Source organism: Agrobacterium sp. lyk4-40-TYG-31 (assembly GCF_030209855.1).
In the GTDB taxonomy this organism is placed as follows: Bacteria; Pseudomonadota; Alphaproteobacteria; order Rhizobiales; family Rhizobiaceae; genus Agrobacterium; species Agrobacterium vaccinii.
Window position 1 is genome coordinate 305,472 of sequence record NZ_JARVRE010000005.1, and the last position, 18,762, is coordinate 324,233.

At 57.9% G+C, this 18,762-nt stretch carries 23 protein-coding genes; 11 read left to right on the top strand and 12 right to left on the bottom strand.

Annotated features, from left to right (window positions below; genetic code table 11):
• Positions 1-18 precede the first annotated feature (18 nt).
• Positions 19-621: a superoxide dismutase gene (locus QRN55_RS11865; protein ID WP_111840708.1), complete on the bottom strand. Its 603-nt coding sequence runs from the start codon at positions 619-621 to the stop codon at positions 19-21.
• 223 nt (positions 622-844) lie between these two features.
• Here QRN55_RS11865 and QRN55_RS11870 point away from each other — a divergent pair, with 223 nt between their 5' ends.
• Positions 845-1,177 (top strand): hypothetical protein, encoded by a 333-nt coding sequence (locus tag QRN55_RS11870; protein ID WP_112498413.1) that lies wholly within the window; start codon positions 845-847, stop codon positions 1,175-1,177.
• Here the strand turns inward: QRN55_RS11870 and QRN55_RS11875 are convergent, their stop codons facing one another.
• Positions 1,178-1,720, bottom strand: a complete 543-nt coding sequence (locus QRN55_RS11875; RefSeq protein WP_233136100.1) for a GNAT family N-acetyltransferase — start codon at positions 1,718-1,720, stop codon at positions 1,178-1,180.
• 98 nt (positions 1,721-1,818) lie between these two features.
• On the opposite strand from QRN55_RS11875, the gene QRN55_RS11880 reads away from it, so the two are divergent.
• Positions 1,819-2,703, top strand: a complete 885-nt coding sequence (locus QRN55_RS11880; RefSeq protein WP_284776843.1) for a LysR family transcriptional regulator — start codon at positions 1,819-1,821, stop codon at positions 2,701-2,703.
• Here the strand turns inward: QRN55_RS11880 and QRN55_RS11885 are convergent.
• Positions 2,681-3,289: a LysE/ArgO family amino acid transporter gene (locus tag QRN55_RS11885; protein WP_284776844.1), complete on the bottom strand. Its 609-nt coding sequence runs from the start codon at positions 3,287-3,289 to the stop codon at positions 2,681-2,683. The two genes, QRN55_RS11880 and QRN55_RS11885, sit on opposite strands and share 23 nt — an antisense overlap.
• A 90-nt stretch (positions 3,290-3,379) precedes the next feature.
• Between QRN55_RS11885 and QRN55_RS11890 the strand changes: the two genes are divergently transcribed.
• Positions 3,380-4,282 carry a LysR family transcriptional regulator ArgP gene (locus QRN55_RS11890; RefSeq protein ID WP_284776845.1) on the top strand — a complete coding sequence of 301 codons (903 nt, stop codon included), beginning with the start codon at positions 3,380-3,382 and terminating at the stop codon, positions 4,280-4,282.
• Positions 4,283-4,519: 237 nt separating this feature from the next.
• On the opposite strand, the gene QRN55_RS11895 is transcribed toward QRN55_RS11890, so the two are convergent.
• On the bottom strand, positions 4,520-5,407 hold the full coding sequence (locus tag QRN55_RS11895; protein ID WP_284776846.1) for a branched-chain amino acid aminotransferase: 888 nt from the start codon (positions 5,405-5,407) through the stop codon (positions 4,520-4,522).
• A gap of 235 nt (positions 5,408-5,642) precedes the next feature.
• Here QRN55_RS11895 and tam point away from each other — a divergent pair, with 235 nt between their 5' ends.
• A complete protein-coding gene (tam, locus tag QRN55_RS11900; RefSeq protein WP_284776847.1) occupies positions 5,643-6,413 on the top strand; it encodes a trans-aconitate 2-methyltransferase in 771 nt (256 codons plus the stop codon).
• Here tam and QRN55_RS11905 read toward each other — a convergent pair.
• Both QRN55_RS11905 and QRN55_RS11910 read right to left on the bottom strand, forming a co-directional pair.
• Positions 6,410-6,778 (bottom strand): VOC family protein, encoded by a 369-nt coding sequence (locus tag QRN55_RS11905; RefSeq protein WP_284776848.1) that lies wholly within the window; start codon positions 6,776-6,778, stop codon positions 6,410-6,412. The genes tam and QRN55_RS11905 overlap by 4 nt on opposite strands.
• 48 nt (positions 6,779-6,826) lie before the next feature.
• On the bottom strand, positions 6,827-7,522 hold the full coding sequence (locus QRN55_RS11910) for a helix-turn-helix transcriptional regulator (RefSeq protein ID WP_284776849.1): 696 nt from the start codon (positions 7,520-7,522) through the stop codon (positions 6,827-6,829).
• A gap of 172 nt (positions 7,523-7,694) precedes the next feature.
• On the opposite strand from QRN55_RS11910, the gene QRN55_RS11915 reads away from it, so the two are divergent.
• The 3 genes from QRN55_RS11915 to QRN55_RS11925 all read left to right on the top strand — a co-directional run bounded on the left by QRN55_RS11915 (position 7,695) and on the right by QRN55_RS11925 (position 11,093).
• Positions 7,695-8,984 (top strand): pilus assembly protein TadG-related protein, encoded by a 1,290-nt coding sequence (locus QRN55_RS11915; protein WP_284776850.1) that lies wholly within the window; start codon positions 7,695-7,697, stop codon positions 8,982-8,984.
• Between the two features lie 239 nt (positions 8,985-9,223).
• The gene (locus tag QRN55_RS11920; RefSeq protein ID WP_284776851.1) at positions 9,224-10,051 is read left to right on the top strand and encodes an aldo/keto reductase; all 828 of its coding nucleotides are present in this window, start codon (positions 9,224-9,226) and stop codon (positions 10,049-10,051) included.
• A 190-nt stretch (positions 10,052-10,241) separates the two neighbouring features.
• Positions 10,242-11,093 (top strand): SMI1/KNR4 family protein, encoded by an 852-nt coding sequence (locus QRN55_RS11925; protein WP_284776852.1) that lies wholly within the window; start codon positions 10,242-10,244, stop codon positions 11,091-11,093.
• 54 nt (positions 11,094-11,147) lie between these two features.
• Here the strand turns inward: QRN55_RS11925 and QRN55_RS11930 are convergent, their stop codons facing one another.
• On the bottom strand, positions 11,148-11,906 hold the full coding sequence (locus QRN55_RS11930) for an SDR family oxidoreductase (protein ID WP_284776853.1): 759 nt from the start codon (positions 11,904-11,906) through the stop codon (positions 11,148-11,150).
• A 103-nt stretch (positions 11,907-12,009) separates the two neighbouring features.
• Between QRN55_RS11930 and QRN55_RS11935 the strand changes: the two genes are divergently transcribed.
• Complete coding sequence (locus QRN55_RS11935; RefSeq protein WP_284776854.1) at positions 12,010-12,435, top strand: winged helix-turn-helix transcriptional regulator; 426 nt, start codon at positions 12,010-12,012, stop codon at positions 12,433-12,435.
• Between the two features lie 8 nt (positions 12,436-12,443).
• On the opposite strand, the gene QRN55_RS11940 is transcribed toward QRN55_RS11935, so the two are convergent.
• A complete protein-coding gene (locus tag QRN55_RS11940) occupies positions 12,444-12,836 on the bottom strand; it encodes a DUF937 domain-containing protein (RefSeq protein WP_045231254.1) in 393 nt (130 codons plus the stop codon).
• Positions 12,837-13,049: 213 nt separating this feature from the next.
• On the opposite strand from QRN55_RS11940, the gene QRN55_RS11945 reads away from it, so the two are divergent.
• Complete coding sequence (locus tag QRN55_RS11945; protein WP_284776855.1) at positions 13,050-14,615, top strand: helicase HerA-like C-terminal domain-containing protein; 1,566 nt, start codon at positions 13,050-13,052, stop codon at positions 14,613-14,615.
• Positions 14,616-14,777: 162 nt separating this feature from the next.
• Here the strand turns inward: QRN55_RS11945 and QRN55_RS11950 are convergent, their stop codons facing one another.
• Together QRN55_RS11950 and QRN55_RS11955 are read right to left on the bottom strand one after the other, a co-directional pair.
• The gene (locus QRN55_RS11950; protein WP_284776856.1) at positions 14,778-15,131 is read right to left on the bottom strand and encodes an Atu4866 domain-containing protein; all 354 of its coding nucleotides are present in this window, start codon (positions 15,129-15,131) and stop codon (positions 14,778-14,780) included.
• A 12-nt stretch (positions 15,132-15,143) separates the two neighbouring features.
• Positions 15,144-15,866 (bottom strand): SDR family oxidoreductase, encoded by a 723-nt coding sequence (locus tag QRN55_RS11955; protein ID WP_284776857.1) that lies wholly within the window; start codon positions 15,864-15,866, stop codon positions 15,144-15,146.
• Positions 15,867-15,990: 124 nt separating this feature from the next.
• Between QRN55_RS11955 and QRN55_RS11960 the strand changes: the two genes are divergently transcribed.
• Positions 15,991-16,887, top strand: coding sequence for a LysR family transcriptional regulator (locus QRN55_RS11960; RefSeq protein ID WP_284776858.1), 897 nt, complete (start codon positions 15,991-15,993; stop codon positions 16,885-16,887).
• Positions 16,884-17,363: a hypothetical protein gene (locus QRN55_RS11965; protein ID WP_284776859.1), complete on the top strand. Its 480-nt coding sequence runs from the start codon at positions 16,884-16,886 to the stop codon at positions 17,361-17,363. Before QRN55_RS11960 ends, QRN55_RS11965 begins: the two co-directional genes overlap by 4 nt.
• A 116-nt stretch (positions 17,364-17,479) precedes the next feature.
• Here QRN55_RS11965 and QRN55_RS11970 read toward each other — a convergent pair whose 3' ends face one another.
• Together QRN55_RS11970 and QRN55_RS11975 are read right to left on the bottom strand one after the other, a co-directional pair.
• Entirely contained in the window at positions 17,480-18,259 is a 780-nt protein-coding gene (locus QRN55_RS11970; RefSeq protein ID WP_284776860.1) for a VOC family protein, read from the bottom strand.
• 16 nt (positions 18,260-18,275) lie between these two features.
• Entirely contained in the window at positions 18,276-18,761 is a 486-nt protein-coding gene (locus QRN55_RS11975; RefSeq protein ID WP_284776861.1) for a DUF1579 domain-containing protein, read from the bottom strand.
• Position 18,762: the final 1 nt, after the last annotated feature.

Below are 18,762 nucleotides of genomic sequence, written 5' to 3' on the forward strand. Positions count from 1 at the left end.
TCTAAAAGCGTTGAAAGCTTACTTGGCAGCAGCTTCGTAGCGCTCCAGAACGTAATCCCAGTTGATGAGATTATCGACGAAAGCTTCGAGGTACTTCGGACGCAGGTTGCGGTAGTCGATGTAGTAGGAATGTTCCCACACGTCGACGCCGAGGATCGGGTCTGCGCCGTGAACCAGCGGGTTTTCACCGTTTGGCGTCTTGGAGATTTCGAGCTTGCCGTTCTTGACGGACAGCCATGCCCAGCCGGAGCCGAACTGCGTGGTACCGGCTGCGATGAAGTCAGCCTTGAACTTGTCGTAGCCGCCGAGGTCAGACGCAAAAGCCTGCTCCAGCTTGCCGGGCAGCTTGTTGCCGCCGCCGTCCTTCTTCATCCACTTCCAGAAATGGACGTGGTTGTAGTGCTGGGCAGCGTTGTTGAACAGGCCAGCATTGGTGCCGAACGACTTCTTGACGACTTCTTCCAGCGAAAGGTCAGCAAGACCAGCTTCGGCAGCAAGCTTGTTGCCGTTGTCGACATAGGCCTTGTGGTGCTTGTCGTGGTGGAATTCGAGCGTTTCGCGCGACATGTAAGGCGCGAGCGCATCGTAATCGTAAGGCAATTCTGGAAGTTCAAAAGCCATGGTTTTACTCCTTGTTGCAGCGGCTTGACCGCTCCTTGAAACCGTGTGCCCGGACCATAAGAGCGGACGCCATCCGAGGCAACCTGTGAAATATCAAATTGTTCCGGCAAAAGAGAAAATTCGTCTCATGCCCTGCGGAAAACACTTTTCAACCCGAGGCTGCCGTACCGAAACAAGAAAATCCGTCCTCTTTTGCGGCGAGTACACTCCAAGGAGTAACACCATGGTACGACAGTTTTTCGTAGCCGGTCTGGCAAGCCTTCTGGCACTGCCCGCCGTTGCCTCTTCCGACGCTGCATGGCAGGAATTCGCAGCCGATGTGCAGGCCAAATGTCTCGATGCATCCAAGGACATGATCGAGGATGCCAAGGCGGTGGTCGATCCGACCGGCAGCGAAAACTATGGCCTGGCGATCCTCACCGGCAACGCCAAGGGCACTAAGACCACCATCAGCCACATCTGCGTTTACGACAAGAAGACGAAGAAGGTCGAACTCGGCAGCGAATTTTCAGCCGACACCGTCAAGGTCGAACTGCCGGGATCGACCAAGCCGTGATCAAAACCGTGGCGTCGTGTCCGCGTCACCCAGCGGACGCTGCATCAACACGATATCGAGCCAGCGACCGTGCTTCCAGCCAACGGATTTGAGCGTGCCGACCATATCGAAACCTGCCGCACGGTGGACGCCGACAGAGGCGGCATTGTCCGAATCGCCGACCACCGCCACCATCTGCCGGAAGCCTTTGGCGGTTGCCTCATCGATGAGCGCCAGCAGCAACGTCTTGCCGATGCCAAGGCCTTTGCGGTTCGGATCGACATAAATCGAATCCTCCACCGTGGCACCGTAAGCAGGGCGAGCGCGGTGCGGCCCCGCATAGGCATAGCCCGCAACCGTGCCCTCCACCTCCGCCACGATATAGGGAAAGCCCCCCGCCACCAAAGCATCCCGGCGCTGGGTCATCGTCTCGGCGGAAGGAGGCTCGATTTCGAAACTGGCGCTGCCGTAAAGCACGGCATCGCGATAGATCTCTGTAATGGTTTCGATATCGCCCTCTTCGCAGGGGCGGATGGTGACGGCTGGTCTTGGCTGGGAATGCATTTCAATATCCTGGAAAATTCACTGCACACAGTTTGCATCAGACAGAAGCCAAAATAAAGATTATCCATCTTATGCAAACCATAAGGGATTCTTTGTCTATGGATTTCGATCTCAAGCAGTTGCGCAGCTTCATGGATGTGGCTGATCTCGGCAGCTTTTCAGCAGCAGCGCAGAAAGCAGGCATGACCCAGCCCGCGATCAGTCTGCATATTCGCTTGCTGGAAAAGCAGTTGGGCACACGGCTGGTGGAGCGCGTGGGGCGGCGGATGCAGCCGACGTTTGCGGGTCATGATCTTCTCGTCCATGCGCGACGCATCGCGGAGGATGTCGCGCAGGCCCTAGAGGCGGTGGCGCCTCACCGCAGCGGCACTTCTGGTCGGCTGCGGATCGGCACGGGTGCGACGACGCTGATCTATTTTTTGCCTGCCATCCTGGGTCAGATTCACCAAGCCATGCCGGATGTCGAGATCAAGGTTCAGACCGGCAATACGCCGGATATTCTGCGGCTTCTGGAAGAGAATATGATCGATGCTGCCATCGTGACACTGCCCACGAGCGGGCGCAGCATTGAACTGCGCGACATCCATAGCGAAGAACTGGTGGCGATCTTTCCGCCAGATGCCGCGCCGCTACCAAGTGAAATCGCCGCCGATTTTCTCTCCTCCCAACCGCTATTGCTTTACGAAGGTGGCAATACAAGGCGGCTGGTGGATGACTGGCTGAGGGCGAGCGGCAAACGCGTTCAGCCCGTGATGGAACTCGGCAGCGTCGAAGCTTTGAAGAAGCTCGCGCAAGCAGGGCTGGGTGTCGCCATCATTCCAGCCATGGCCATCCAGAGTGAGGCAGAATCTTCGCCGCTGAAGGCGCGTTCTTTGTCACCCAAGCTCGAACGAAGGCTGGCGCTTGGTCTTCGACGCGACAAGCATTTGACCGCGCCGCTTCGGGCGCTTGCCGCCATTCTCAACCACCCGCCAACAGCTTGATGGCAATCAGCCACATGGTAAGCGCAATCACGCCCTCCAGTATCCGCCACGCTTGAGGATTGGCGAAGATGGGGCGCAGCCAGCAGGCGCCGTAGCCCAGCAAAAAGAAGAACAGGAAGGACGAGGTAACCGCCCCTGCCCAGAATGCCTTTTCCGCCCCCGGAAACTGCGTGGAGATGGTGCCGAGCAGCACGACAGTGTCGAGATAGACATGCGGGTTGAGCCATGTCAGCGCGAGGCAGGTGGCGAGCGTTGTCGAAAGGGGTGAAGCATTGCTGGAGGCAGCGACGAGGGCATTGGCGGGGCCGAGCGCCGATTGCAGGCTTTTTGCGCCATACCAAAACAGAAATGCAGCGCCTGCATAGCGCATGGCCGGTTCCAGCGCAGGCAGAATGGTGGCCATCTGCCGGAATGCGGTGAAACCGATGGTGATGAGGACGGCGTCCGACAGGGCGCAGGCCAGCACCACGGCGAAGACGTGCTCGCCGCGCAGGCCCTGCCGCAGGACGAACGCGTTCTGCGCGCCGATGGCGACGATCAGAGTCAGCCCCATCATCAAACCGGTCATGTACGTCGAAAAATCCATCGTCCTGCCCTCATTCATGGTTTGGATAGAGCGCGCAGTTGGGTTAATCCAGTTAAGGTTTCTTATCGTGATTAAGGCAGGCTAACTTATATGCTGGATTATGCGGCGCTTCGCGCGGTGGCCATGGTGGTGCAGACGGGCAGCTTCGAGCGGGCCGCTCATGCGTTGCATGTTACGCCTTCGGCGGTTTCACAGCGCGTCAAACAACTGGAGGAACGGTTGGGTGCGGTGCTGATCCTGCGCGGCAGTCCATGCACGGCAACGGAAAAGGGCGAGTGGGTTTGCCGCCACATGGAGCATGTCGGCATGCTGGAAACGGAGTTGTTCGGGCAACTGCCCGCCCTGCTCACGCCAGACGAGCCGGGGCGGCAGGTCACGCTGCACATCGCCACCAATGCCGATAGCCTCGGCACATGGTTTCTCAACGCCATCTCCGGCTTTGCCACCGAGCAGAACTACCTGCTTAACATTGCCGTCGACGATCAGGACCACACGGCGGAGTGGCTGCAACGCGGCCGGGTTCTGGGCGCCGTCACCAGCCTTGAAAGGCCGGTGCAGGGGTGCCGCGTCACGCCGCTCGGGTCCTTGCGATACCACGCAACCGCCAGCCCGCAATTCATGGCGCGATATTTCGCAGGCGGCGTGACGGAAGCGCGGCTCTCACAGGCACCAGCGCTGACCTTCAACCAGAAGGACCGGCTGCAACATCAATGGGTGTCAAATGTCTTCGGCGCACCCGTCGTTCACCCCACCCACTGGCTGCCTTCCACCCAAAGTTTCGTGGATGCAGCGCTGTTGAGCATGGGCTGGGGCATGAACCCGCACGCACTGGTGGCCCAACATCTGGCCTCGGGTCGCCTGGTGGAACTGGTGCCCGATACGCCGCTGGATATTCCGCTGTACTGGCAGGTGAATCGGCTGGCGGCGGAGAAGCTCAAGCCGTTGACGCAGGCGGTGGTGGATGTGGCGCGGGGTGTGTTGGTGCAGGGTTGACAGGTTGGAGCAAGGGGCTGGACCCCTCACCTAGAAAATCTACGACTTAGCTTTTAGCTAAGATCGTGATTTTCTGTCCTCTCCCACTGGGGGAGAGGTAACCTGCGGCGGCGCGGCAGCCTTATCTCTCCCCTTGTGGAAGAGAAAGCGATTTCAACATCTTAGCGTCTTCGCTAAGTGTTAGAAATCGCAAGTGAGGGGTCCCGCCCCAAGCTCAACACCTGCGGCTTGGCTCCCTCACTCCGCCTCGACACCCGAAGTTGCCGCCCACTCCATATACAAATCCAGCGCCTTGCGGGCCACCGGACCGGCCTGCAATTCACGCTCGTCCAGCTTCGTCACGGGCGAGACCTTGGAGTAATTGCCGGAGCAGAAGATTTCGTCGGCTTCGCGGAAATCCTGGACCGAGAGCGTTGCCTCGCGCACATCGAAACCGGCCTGACGCAGCAGGAGCATGACACGGGAGCGGGTGATGCCGGCGAGGAAGGTGCGGTTGGGCACGGGCGTGAAGACGACGCCGTCCTTGACCATGAAGACGTTGGCCGAAGACGTCTCGGCGACATTGCCGTTCATATCCAGCATCAGCGCGCCGCTGAACCCGCGAGAACGGGCCTCGATGATGGCGCGCCCGCTGTTGGGGTAAAGGCTACCGGCCTTGGCATCCGTCATGGCGGTTTCCGGCGAAGGGCGGCGCAGGGACGAGACTGTGAGCGTGACGGGCGCGCCTGCATCCATCGGCGCTTCGAACAGGCACAGTGCGAAGCGCGTGGAGGCTGCATCCGGTGCGACGATGCTGCCCGGCATGCCATGTTCCGCCCAGTACATCGGCTTGATGTAGATCGCCATATTGCCATCGAACTTGGCCACACCTTCCAGCGCCAGTTGCTCGATTTCCTCTGCCGTAAAGGTCGGCTTCAGGCCCATGTTGATGGCAGAGCGGTTGACGCGCTGGCAGTGCAGATCGAGATCCGGTGCCAGACCGTTGAACCAGCGCGCACCATCGAACACCGTGGAAGCCAGCCACATGGCATGCGAGGTCGGTCCGATCAACGGCGGGTTGCCGGGCAGCCACTGGCCATCGACATAGGTCCAGGTGGTGGATCGGGGTGCGGTATCGACGGACATGGCATTCTCCTTGGAATAGTTCCGGCGAATGAATGCCTCTGTACTCCAAGCGTCAAGACCAAATGCTCCTGACATCGGAAATTGATGGAAAGTTACGGAAAACCGCCCCAATCCTTGGATTTTATTGCGCAATCACACAAGCGGCGTCGATGGACCCATCACGCTTATTGATAGGTTGTCGGCTGGTCAGGGCCGCCACGCCGTGCAAAATTCAAGGCTGGCGAAGGAGTGCAAAATGGTCTGGTCGGCGCAACAATATCTGAAATTCGAGAATGAACGCACGCGCCCGGCCAGTGATCTCCTGGCGCAGGTGCCGCTGGAAAAGCTGGTGGCGGGGTACGATCTGGGTTGTGGACCCGGCAATTCGACCGAGCTTTTGGCCGAGCGTTACGGTGTCAACGTCATCACGGGCGTGGATAGCGATCAGGATATGCTGGAAAAGGCGCGGCTTCGGCTACCCAACACCACGTTCCAAAGGGCCGATCTGGCCACATGGAAGCCACAGCAGAAGGCCGATCTGCTCTATGCCAATGCCGTTTTTCAATGGCTGCCGAACCACTTGGATGTTCTTGTTGCGCTGATGGATCACTTGAAGCCCGGCGGCGTGCTGGCCGTGCAGATGCCGGATAATCTGGGCGAACGCAGCCATCTGGCGATGGAAGAAACCGGCGCTGCGGGACCGTGGAGCACAGCCTTCGAGGGCAACCGATTGCGCCGACGCCCCCTGCCTTCTCCAGCCACCTATTTCGACCGGCTTTCCCCGAAATCGGCACGCGTCGATGTCTGGCATACGATCTATAACCACCCTATGCAGGGTGCCCAGGCCATTGTGGAATGGGTCAAGGGCACCGGCCTTCGCCCCTATCTGGATGCGGCAGGCGAAGAACACCGCGAAGCGTTCCTCGCCGACTATCTGGCCCGCATCGACGCCGCCTATCCACCCATGGCAGACGGTCGGCGGCTGCTGCGGTTTCCACGTCTTTTTATCGTGGCGGTCAAGCGTTAGCCGTGGAATGCGTAGACGCGCAGGCGGTGCCCATCGGGATCGGCGGCTGCGAAGGTGTAACCGAAATCCATGGTGGTCGGCGCTTGCAAAATCGTCAGGCCTTTGGCCTTCCATTCCAGGTGGAGCGCATCGACGTCGCTATCCGCCGCAACCTGAAAGACGACTTCCGTTCCGCCGCCTGTGACAGTCACGGCGGGTTCTGCCGTGTGCCGTGACCAGAGGCCGAATTTGAGGCCGCCTTGCAGAATGAACAGCGCGAAGGTCTCGGACGCTTCGACGGGTGCAGTGCCGAACAGGTCCTTGTAGAATTCGGTGCTTTTTACCGGGTTTTCCACGAACAGGATGGTGAAGTTGGGATGGATCATCGCTCTGTCTCCTTTGTGACGATGGAGTGAGCCTAGACCGTGCTGCTGTCAGTTTTTGTCAGCAGTGATTGCCTGGCGCGCACGCCATTCCTTTAAAAGAGAGTGGCGGCTGCGTGGATATCGTGTGGACAGCGGCTGGAACGCGGTGATGCGGTCTGCCCGGAAGCTGCGAAAATCCTGCCGCAGCTCGCACCATGCCAGAACCACCCGCACCTGATCGAAAAACGCCAGCGCAAAGGGCCACACCGTGCGTTGCGTGCCCTGCCCGTTTTCATCGCCGTAGTCGATCTGCGCTTTCAACTGGCTGCGAATGGTCGCCCGCAGCATACCAAGCTCGACATGCGCCATCTCCAGCACCTTACCGGGGCCGATCAGAAGCGTGGAGTTTTCAAGCTCTTCGCCCAGTTCTTCCGGCAGAACGGCAGCGATTTTCGCCAGCGCTGCCCGCGCTGCCGTTGCCATGGTGCCATCCGCCCGGCCTGCCACCCAGCGCGAGCCCAAAACGAGCGCTTCTATTTCGGCTTCGGTAAACATCAGGGGTGGCAGCAGAAAACCGGGTCGCAGCACATATCCCACACCGGCCTCACCCTCGATATTGGCGCCCTGCGCCTGAAGCGTCGCGATATCGCGGTAGAGTGTGCGCAGGCTGATGCCAGTCTCTCTGGCCAGTTCAGCACCGCTGACCGGCCTGCGATGCGTGCGCAAAAGTTGCAAGAGATCGAGAAGCCGCTGCGAACGTGACAATGTATTTTCCTGGAAGATGGCCGTCATCTCGAAACGGCTTTAAGGCTCAATGATTATGCCTGAATATCAATAGATTAATGCAATATATTCACAACACGTTAGTTATCTCCAGAAACGAGTTTTCAATTTTGTCGACCTATACTTCCAGCACATCGAAACGCTGGGGTAGAACGTGCGAAATTTCTGGCAAGACAGATCGGGTAACTTTGGAATTCTGACCGCGCTGATGATCGTCCCGATTTTCGGGTCGGCGGGCGTGGCTCTGGATATCAGCCAGGCAATGGCGGTAAAGACCGATCTTCAGCAGGCAGCCGATGCCGCCGTTCTGTCTTCCGTGGCCAAGATGTCCACCTATGTGGAAGCTGCCCGAAAGATGTCGGGTGACGGCAAGATTTCGGTTCCCAATGGCGAGGCGATGGAGTTCTTCACGAGCGACGCCGTGGGGCGCGATGACTTCAAGGTCGATAGCGTTAAGCTAGCTGTCGAAAAGGTCGGAAACGTCGTCCAGGCGGCGATCACCTTTCAGGCCACCGTCGATACCTCGCTCACCAAACTCCTCGGCAAGCAATTCGTGACCGTGGGCGGCAGGGCCACTGCGAAATACGAAACGGAGTCCTTCAGCGACTTCTACCTGTTGCTGGACAACACACCATCCATGGGCGTTGGCGCGACACCAGCCGACGTGGCGAAGCTGGTGGCCAATACCAAAGACAAATGTGCCTTCGCCTGTCACATCGTGAAGGACGGTGTGGCCGATCAGAACAGCTACTATTTTAAGGCCAAGTCGCTTGGCGTTACCACCCGCATCAACGTCGTTGCGCAGGCAACCGCAAGCCTGATGGACACCGCCGTCGCCACCCGCAAGGCCGTCAACCAGTACAGGATGGCAGTCTATACGTTCGGTGAAAAGGCTGAAGATACCAAGCTTCTGGAAGTATCGGCCTTGAGTGCCGATCTTGCCACCACCAAAAAGAAGGCAAGCGACATCGACTTGATGTCCATCCCGATGCAGGGTTTCAACAACGACCAGATGACCGACTTCGACCGGGCGTTGACGCAAATCAGCACCAAGATGGGCACGGCGGGCGATGGCACCAGTTCCGCAAACCCCGATAAGGTCGTCTTCTTCGTTTCCGATGGCGTCGGCGATAGCTACAAGCCATCGGGCTGCACAAAGAAGCTGACCGGTGGTCGTTGTCAGGAGCCGATCGACACCAAGCTTTGCACCGCGCTGAAAGACAAAGGCTACCGCATCGCCGTGCTCTACACAACCTATCTGCCCCTGCCGACAAACGACTGGTACAACAAGTGGATCAGCCCGTTCCAGTCGCAGATCGGCACCAAGATGGAAGAATGCGCCACGCCCGGCCTCTACTTCGAGGTCAGCCCGACACAGGGCATTACCGACGCCATGGCAGCCCTGTTCAAGCGCGTGATCACCTCGCCACGCCTGACAAGCTGAGAAACGGCAGTCTGTTTCCACAGATAGACAACGGATAGAAATAACGATGCGGGCCATGGTGCCCGCATTTTGTTTTGGCCCGCCTGGGGCCTTGAAAACCGGGGCATTTGCGCGACGCGCCCGCCTGTCATTCGGCGAATGTTACGAAGGCGGCTTGAACCAAACCGCCGACCACACACTTATCCCTGGTACACATTCCCGCCCGCACTGCCGGGCCAACTCCCACCAAGGAGACCATCATGCACACAGTGAACGCCAATGGCGCGAACATTCCAGCGCTCGGCTTCGGCACGTTTCGGATGCCGGATGACGACGTCCACCGCATTCTGCCGCAGGCCCTGAAACTCGGTTTCCGCCATGTCGATACGGCGCAAATCTACAAGAACGAAGCGTCCGTCGGCGACGTCATTGCCAATTCCGGTGTTGCGCGTGGCGACATCTTTCTCACGACCAAGGTTTGGGTCGATCAATATAAGCATGCCGACTTCATCAAGTCGGTCGATGAGAGCCTGAAAAAGCTGAAGACCGATTACGTCGACCTTCTTCTGCTGCATTGGCCAAAAAGCGACGTGCCGCTGGCGGAACGCATGGGCGCGCTGAACGAGGTGCACAAGGCTGGCAAGACCCGCAATATCGGTATTTCCAACTTCAACGTGGCGCTGACCGACGAGGCCGTAAAACTCTCCGATGCACCCGTTGCCAACAACCAGATCGAGTACCACCCTTATCTCGACCAGACCAAGGTCATCGAAGCTGCCCGCAAACACGGCATTTCCATTACGGCCTACTACTTGATGGCCGACGGCAAGGTGCCCCACGATACGGTGCTGAAGGACATTGGCGCGAAACACGGCAAGACGGCAGCACAAGTCGCACTCCGCTGGGCCGTGCAGCAACCGGATGTCATCGGGCTATCCAAAACCGCGACGGAGAGCCGGTTGCAGGAAAACTACGACATCTTCGATTTCGAGCTTTCAAGCGATGAAATCCAAGCGGTCTTCGCGCTGGCGAAGGCGGATGGCCGGATCGTCAATCCGGGTCATTTGGCGCCGGAGTGGGATTTCTAAGTCACTACTACTTCAAACTTTAAAGGCCCGAAAAATCGGGCCTTTTCTCTTGGAAAAAGTACCTAATTCTCATATTTTCAACTTTTGATTTAAAAGAACATTAATGTCAGCACGTTTGACAAGGCGTCACCTTCTTATTGGAATATCAGCGGTAAGTGTGTTGAGCGTACGAGACGGCCAGGGAGAGAGCATGAATGACCAGTGGAAGCGCCTCGTAGAGCGGGTGGCCATGTTTGAGCAACGCGCTCTGGAAATGAGCTTTACCGGCGACTGGGAAGATGAGCCAAAGCCAGTTCATTTTATAATAAAACCACCCGCCGAAGAAGATGACATCGCTCGCGTCGAACAAAGAATCGGTCAATCCCTTCCTTCTAGTTTGAGAAAATTTTTTAAAGAATGCAGTAGCGGAATAAATATAGTCTGGTTTTTGCCCGCTAAAATAGTCGTAGAAAACCACCTTTACACCGTAGCGTTCAGCATTGTTCCTCCGAAGCCGTTTTCTGACGAAAATAACGATCCACTGATAAACAAGGGCAGTGTGCGGGTTGATCTAGAAGACATTGCTCAACTCTGGGAGGAAAGAGAAAGTTGGATTACATCCTTTAGAAAGGCAGCGACCGAAAAGCAGGACAAGAGGGAGCAAGCACATTATGCCATCCATGCGAATATGGCGGAACGTAGTTTCCCTATAGCAAGGGATGGTGGTGGCAACGTCGTTGCGATGGACATGGAGTCGCCCGACCAAGAGCTTTTCATGAGCTTTCACGATGGCTCCGATGAGCCCGCATCGCTATTTGGCCAAAACTTGCTGGATCATCTCGAAGAGCAGAGCCGCCTCGGATTTATAGGTTTCGGAAACTACGGCTTCTTCATGTTTGAGAACGATCAAAAAAGCTCAGCTGCACGCGCTCGCTTCAACGCACGTTATAAAGACAGAGAGACGATAGAAAAATACGGCCTAGCGCCTATCGGAGCATGCGTCATCGATTGGACGACGGATAATGGCAAGGCTTGGCGCGAGTGGCTCGGCCTGACGGCGTAACGCCGCCAGGAAACAAAAGCCATAATCTCTTCGAACACGAGGCTTTCGCGGAGCCTAAGAATGCACCCCATTCACCATCGCAAACACCTGATCGAAATTGCCGTTCTCAGCCGCGAACCGTAGCGGCTTGCAGCGTTCTACCACCACTTCCGTTGCATCCGGCTGGTTGGTCAGGATATCCATGACCTCGGCGATATAGGCATCCAGCGGCATGGCGCGGTCGTCCGTTGCCTGATGATCGCCTTGGAGCGTCGTCTGGACGTATGGCGGAATGATCTCGATGACCTCGACAGACGTGCCCTTGAGCTGTTCGCGGATGGCCATCGAATAGGCGTGGATGGCGGATTTGGTGGCACTGTAGGTGGGCGTGGCCACCATGGGTACGAAGGCGAGGCCTGATGAGACGGTCAGCACCGCAGCGTCAGGCTTTTGCAGGAAATGCGGCAAGAGCGCTGCCGTTAGCCGAATGGGGGCCAGAAGATTTGTGGCGATGGTCTCTTCTGCCGTGTCGAGATAATCAGGGGCGGATGTGATATCCTCGTTCTTCATGATGCCGGCATTGTTGATGACGACATTCAAATCCGGGTGCTCGCGGGTCAGGGCGTTTGCGAAATCGCGGATGCCAGCGGCCTGGGTTGCGTCCAGCACCATGGATGCCATGCCGGGGTTGGCAGCCGTCACCTCATCCAGCACCGCCCGACGACGCCCCGATATGATGACTTTATTGCCAAGCGCGTGAAACGCCTCGGCCAGCGCCCGACCGATACCGGAACCGCCGCCGGTGATGAGAATGGTATTGCCTGTCGTCTTCATCGAGATAACCTCTCTTGTTGGGTGAACTCAAGTTAGCTACGATGCTCTCCAATCGAAAGTAGGCACCCAAAAGATTTATACTTACCCGAAAGAGAGTGTCTGAATGAAAAGGCATCATGCCGATCCCGATATCGAAAACAGGCGCCAGCACCCGCCACCCGATGTGACCGATCCGGCCATCGAGGCACTGGTTCAGGATATTATCGCGAAGGTCGCGGACAAGTGGACGATGCTCATTCTGGAGGCGCTGGAAGAAAACGGCACGCTGCGCTTCACCCAGATTGGCAAAGTCGTCGGTGATATCAGCCAGAAAATGCTGACGAAAACGCTGCGGCAAATGGAATGCGACGGGCTGGTAAACCGCACCGTTCACCCCGTCATTCCGCCTCATGTGGACTATAGCCTGACCCATCTCGGCAAGACCTTGGGCAGCGCATTTTGCGGCGTCTGGATTTGGGCCGAAACCCACCATGCCGAAATAGAAAAGGCGCGGGAGGCTTTCAAAAAGCCATCCCCGCGCCTTGAATGATCAATGATTTAAGCGAACTGGCTGAGGCCCGGAACGGATGCGATGACCTGATCCACGGTTTCGTCGCCTGCGTGCTGGCGGGCGATTGCGATGGTTTCCTTGGCCAAAGCAGAAATCTCGCTCATGCCGAGGCCCTGGCTCATCAGCTGCTGGCCGAGACCCATGATGCCGCCGCCACCGATGGCGCTCATCAGGCCACCCAGCAAACCGCCACCGCCCTGGCCTTCGCCGTTGAAGCGGGCAACCAGATCCGGCGCGCCGGGAATGGCTTCGATCATCTTGGCGACGGGTGCGTCATCCGCTTCACGCTGGAGAAAGCCCAGCATCATGCCCAAAGCCTTTTCGGCCTTGTCGTGTTCGATACCAACCTTATCGGCAACCTGGGTAACGATTTCGCTCATAGTCTTCCTCCTGAAAACGAATAAATGACGTTAACGTCAACGTAAAACAACTGAAGTTTGGACACAAGGTGGGAAATGCCGCCGCCGCGAAGTTTGCGACCCTGCTTCGACAACCTTATCAAACAGTTGTTGAGCCCGCAGCCAGTTCATATAAGAATATTGCAAAGATTGGATAAAGGGCACCCATGCCCGCTGACCGGAGGAAATGGCCTGATGTTGCAGGATGGAAAGCTCTACATCGGCACGAGCCGCAACGCCGACGATAGCCTGAACAAGGGCGAATATCTCGATCTGCGCTTCGGCAACCGACACGCTCTCATTACCGGCGCGACGGGCACGGGCAAAACCGTGTCGCTTCAGGTGCTGGCCGAAGGATTTGCCAAGGCTGGCGTGCCGGTGTTTTGCGCCGACGTGAAGGGCGACCTCTCAGGCATCGCGGCCAAGGGTGAGGCCAAGGACTGGGTAACGAAGCGTGCCGAGCAGATCGGCTTTACCGACCTTGCCTTCGAGCAGTTTCCGGTGATTTTCTGGGACCTCTACGGTGAAAAAGGCCACCGCGTGCGCGCCACCATTGCCGAAATGGGGCCGCTTCTGCTGGCGCGTCTCATGGATGCATCCGAGGCGCAGGAAGGCGTGCTGAACATCGCCTTCAAGATCGCCGATCAGGGTGGGTTGCCGCTGCTGGATCTCAAGGATTTGCAGGCGCTGCTCAACTATATGGGCGAACATGCCTCAGAACTGTCCAACCAGTTCGGCCTGATTTCCAAATCCTCCGTCGGCTCGCTGCAACGCGGGCTGCTGGTGCTGGAGCAACAGGGTGCCGAGCATTTCTTCGGCGAACCGGCGCTGAAGATTTCGGATATCATGCGCACCACCAGCGATGGTCGCGGCACGATCTCGGTTCTGGCTGCTGACAAGCTGATGATGAACCCGCGCCTTTACGGCACATTCCTGTTGTGGATGCTCTCGGAACTGTTCGAGGAACTGCCGGAGGTGGGCGATCCCGCCAAGCCGAAACTCGTCTTTTTCTTCGACGAGGCGCATCTGCTGTTCAACGACGCACCGCGTGTGCTGGTGGAGCGCGTGGAGCAGGTCGTCCGCCTCATTCGCTCCAAGGGCGTCGGCGTTTATTTCGTGACGCAAAATCCGTTGGATGTGCCGGAAACCGTTCTGGCACAGCTGGGCAATCGCGTGCAGCATGCGCTTCGCGCCTATACGCCGCGCGAGCAGAAGGCGGTGAAGACCGCCGCCGACACATTTCGCCAGAACCCGGCCTTCAGCACGGCGGATGCCATCACCACACTCGGCACCGGCGAGGCGCTTGTTTCGACACTGGGCGACAAGGGTGCACCTTCTATCGTGGAGCGCACGCTGGTTCGCCCGCCATCAGGCCGCGTCGGCCCCGTCAGCGATGACGAGCGCCGCAGCATCATGAGCACCAGCCCGGTCGCCGGTATCTACGACACCGACCTAGACCGTGAATCCGCCTTCGAACTTCTCGCCGCCCGCGCCCAGAAAGCCGCCGATGCGGAAGCGGCTAAGCGTGCCACTGAGGAACAGGCAAACCAACCGGACGCTGCGGCCAGCCGCTGGAAGCTGCCCGGCTTTGGCGACGAGGAGCCGACACAAGCCTCCACCACCGGCACGAAACGCAAGGCTGGCGGTGGCTACCAGCGCGAAACGGTGATCGAGGCGGCGATGAAGAGTGCGGCCCGCACTGTGGCGAGTTCGGTGGGGCGTGCATTGGTGCGGGGTATCTTGGGGAGTTTGCGGCGGTAGGATACGCCACGGCTTTCGTCAGAAGCCTGTGGTGGTGCCCCTCATTCCTGTGCTTGTCACAGGAATCTAGTCAGCCCAAGTCTTTGGGCTGAAAGGACTCTTCCGCCGCGCAGACGCGCGTCTGCTGGATTCCTGTGACAAGCACAGGAATGAGGGAAGAGATCACTTGTCCCGATAAAAAATCATCCCCCCGTGATACAGCACATCATCCACAAACTCCCCATCCGCGGTAAAGCCCGTATCGTCCCAGTAATCGATATGATTGCCGTTGACCTCATAGCGCCCCTGATAGGCGCTTTTTCGGTTTCCACGTGCTTCGTCATATCGTCCATTCGGCAAAAGCTCCTGCCGAATATGGCCGTCACCCGTCACCCACATGCCGAGATAGGGGTGAGTTTGGTTTTGGGATGTTGGGTTCGTCATATGGACCTCCCTATTGGCGTTGGCCGCGGGTGAAATGCCGTCAGTGGCGGCGGTTGCAACCGCGATGGAAACCGAGGTCGAGACCATGTTCATCACTTGCTCCCCTCACGCAGCCGTCGGGCGAACGATGATTTCGTTGATATCGACATCGTCAGGCTGCTCGATGGCAAACCGCACCGCGCGACCGATGGCTTGGGGTTTGAGTGCGATGGAGCGGTACCCCTTCATCAATTCTGCTGCGGCGGGATCGGTGATGGTGTCAGCCAGTTCGCTTTCCACCACGCCGGGATGGATACAGGTCACGCGGATATCCTTGTTTTCCTGACGCAGACCATCGGAAATCGCACGCACTGCAAATTTCGTGGCGCAATAGACCGCCGCCGTGGGCGAAACGGCAAGAGCGCCGATGGAGGCGATGTTGATGATCTGGCCAGATTTGCGGGCAGTCATTTCCGGCAACACGGCGGCAACACCGTACAACACACCCTTGATGTTGACGTCGATCATACGGTCCCACTCGTCGACCTTGAGGGACGACATCAGCGACAGCGGCATGATGCCCGCATTATTGACGATGACGTCGATTGGCCCAAACGCATCCCGGCCAGCCTTCGCAAAAGCCGCGACGCTATCACGGTCCGTCACATCGAGGGTATGGGCAACGACCTCAGCGCCTGCCTGCCGAAGCTCCTGCGCCAGTCCCTCAAGGCGGTCCATGCGCCGTGCGCCGAGAACCAGCTTTGCGCGAGAAGTGGCGAGTTCGCGGGCGATGCCTTCGCCAATACCGCTTGATGCGCCTGTGATGAGAACGACTTTGTTCAATGCCATGATTTTTCTCCTTGTTTGCCAGCCCCGCCCCTGTTGCAGCGGTGCTGTTGCGAACAAGATAGTTCGATGGCATCGTCGTGATAACTGCCTCAATCCTAACCTCAATGGATAGATAATCTAACCAATGAACATTGATCTCAATGCCCTATCGATTTTCTGCATGGTCGCCGAAGAGCGAAATTTTCGTGCCGCGGCAGACCGTCTGGGCGTAACCCGCTCCGCCGTCAGCCAGACCATCCGCAAGCTGGAGGAGATGATGGGCATCGCGCTGGTGCAGCGAACGACGCGAAGCGTCAGCCTGACCGAAGCCGGGCAGCAGTTCTATGCCGATGTGTCGCCCTCCATCGCCAATCTGGCGCAGGCAGCTCTTGCCACCTCTTCGCTTGGCGGCACGGTGCGCGGGCAATTGCGGCTGGCCGTGTCCTCCATTGCCGAACGCTTTCTCTCCGGCCCGCTGCTGGCCAGTTTTGCGGCTGCTTATCCCGAGGTTCAGCTGGATATTACCGTGACCGACGATGAGTTCGATGTCGTTGCCGAACAATATGATGCGGGCGTGCGGCTGGGAGAATTGATCGCGCAGGATATGATCGCCGTTCCCGTCTCGGTCGAACAGCGCCAGCTTCCCGTCTGCTCGCCAACCTATAAGGATCGGCGCGGCGTGCCATCCCATCCGGCAGAGTTGATCGACCACAGCTGCATAGGCTGGCGTCCCCGCCCCGGCGTAGCGCCCTACCGTTGGGAATTCATGAAAAACGACCGTGAATTTGCCGTGGCGGTTCAGCCGGAATTCACCACCAACGATATGCAACTGATGATCAAGCTGGCCTGCGCAGGCGCCGGCATCACCTTCGGAATGGAAGAAACCTTCCGCCCCTATATCGAACGCGGCCAACTGCTGCCGATGCTGGAAGACTATTGCCCCAGCTTCGCGGGCTTCTACCTCTACTACCCCAGCCGCCGCAATCTCGCCCCTAAGCTGCGGGCTTTTATCGATCATGTGAGATTGACGAGGAGTGGGTGATCTTTCAGGTTTTCAAAGGATTTGAAATGTTCATGAATATATATCTACGCAGCGCGACTATTTTCGTGGAACTGATGATTTGCTCCTTGCTTTGCACCAGCATCGCATCAGCACAGCAGAGTTGGAGCATAAAACGCACAGGAACCAGCGCTGAACTTCTTACAAAAATCATCTCGTCTGGAAATATCGACGTATTGTCCACCGGCACTATTGATGTAGAGCCGCCCGATGGCCCCATGCCAGAAACCGCCTATCAGGAAATCACTCTTAAATCCGGGGACAACGATACGATCACTTTGGTAAAGACGGGTTGTGCAGAGTTGGGGCTGACCCCACCGGCGAAAGACCTTCTTGCAACAGAACCGGATCTTGTATGCACTGGACGCTATAACGACGAAAGCGTCAGCGTTTACGCGAAAATCTCCTGCGACGGTCACTGCACGCTAAAGATAGAAACTCGTGCGATTGGCTTTTGAGGCGGAGGCGGAGGCGATATGATTGAGCGAGCCGAAGCCATTCAAAGCCAATCGCTTTCCCGCCATCGACCGCACGGAGTATCCGTGCAGTCGTGATTAGCGAGCAGGACTAGACATCACTTCCGCAGCGAAACCAGCGAGAAATACGCACCCTGCGGATCCTGGCAGTTGACGATCCAGGTGTCGCCCGGCACGGGCATCGGGCCGTTGACGACCTTGCCGCCGCCGGTGCTGACGCGGGTGATGGCGTCGTCTATGCCATCGACGTTGAAGTAATAGCCCCAGTGGCAGACGGGCACCTGGGGTGGGCGCTTCATGATGCCGCCGATGGTTTTGCCGTTGTGAGCGAACATGCGGTATGGGCCCATCTCGCCCAGGTCGAAGTCATGGTCCTTTGTCCAGCCGAAGACATCGCCGTAGAATTCTATGGCGCTGTCGACATCATCGGTGAAAAGCTCGTTCCAGCCGACGTGGCCGGTCAAAGTGTGGCTGTCCTCGGGAAAGCCGCTGCTGTCCATCGGCAGGGGTTTCATGATGCACAGTACCGCACCCGATGGGTCCGTCACCACGGCGAAGCGCCCGACTTCGGGGATATCGCTCGGCGGACGCATGATCTTGCCGCCTTTTTCCTCGAAGCGTTTTGCCGTGGCATCCACATCATCGACGGCGACATAGCGCGTCCAGTTTGGCGGAATGCCCTCGCCTTTGTGCTCGTCGGTCAGTTCCATCATGCCGCCGACGCCGATGCCATTGGCCTCGAATATCTTGTAGCCCATCTCCGGTGAACCGAAATCCTTGATGTCCCAGCCGATGAGGTGGCTGTAAAAGCGGCCTGCGCTGTCCTTGTCCGGCGTCATCAATTCCGCCCAGATGAATTTTCCATGGGTATCGGACATTTGTTTTTCTCCCTTTTTAGACGCGGCGGAATTTCGACGACATGAATTGTTTGAAGCTTCCGTCCGGCTGCAACACGCTGCCGGAGAAGGTGCGGCTATTATCATCGTGCAACGTCATGACGTCATGATAGGTGGCCATCTCGCCGCTGCCATCAAATTTCGGGCCCTGCGCTTCCAGCACCAAAGTCTTGCCATCGGGCTCCAGCCAGCCCTTGTAGACCCAGAGGGTCGTCATCATCGAGCCGATCCACGAGCCGACATAATGGCCTTTGGCGGGGTCAAAGCCGAGCGTGATGATCGCTTCCATCGGCGTTCCATCCGGCATCTTGCCCTTGCCGTCGCTGACGATCCAGAGCCCGCCGATGGAGCGTATGGTTTCGGTAAACCGCTGTTCGGAATCGTCGGGGTCGTAGCCCTCATAGCCCGTGCTGGACACCATCTCCCAGTCTCCGACGAGGCGTTCCAGAAATGCGTGTTCCTTCTGCGGCGTTGCGCTTTCCATT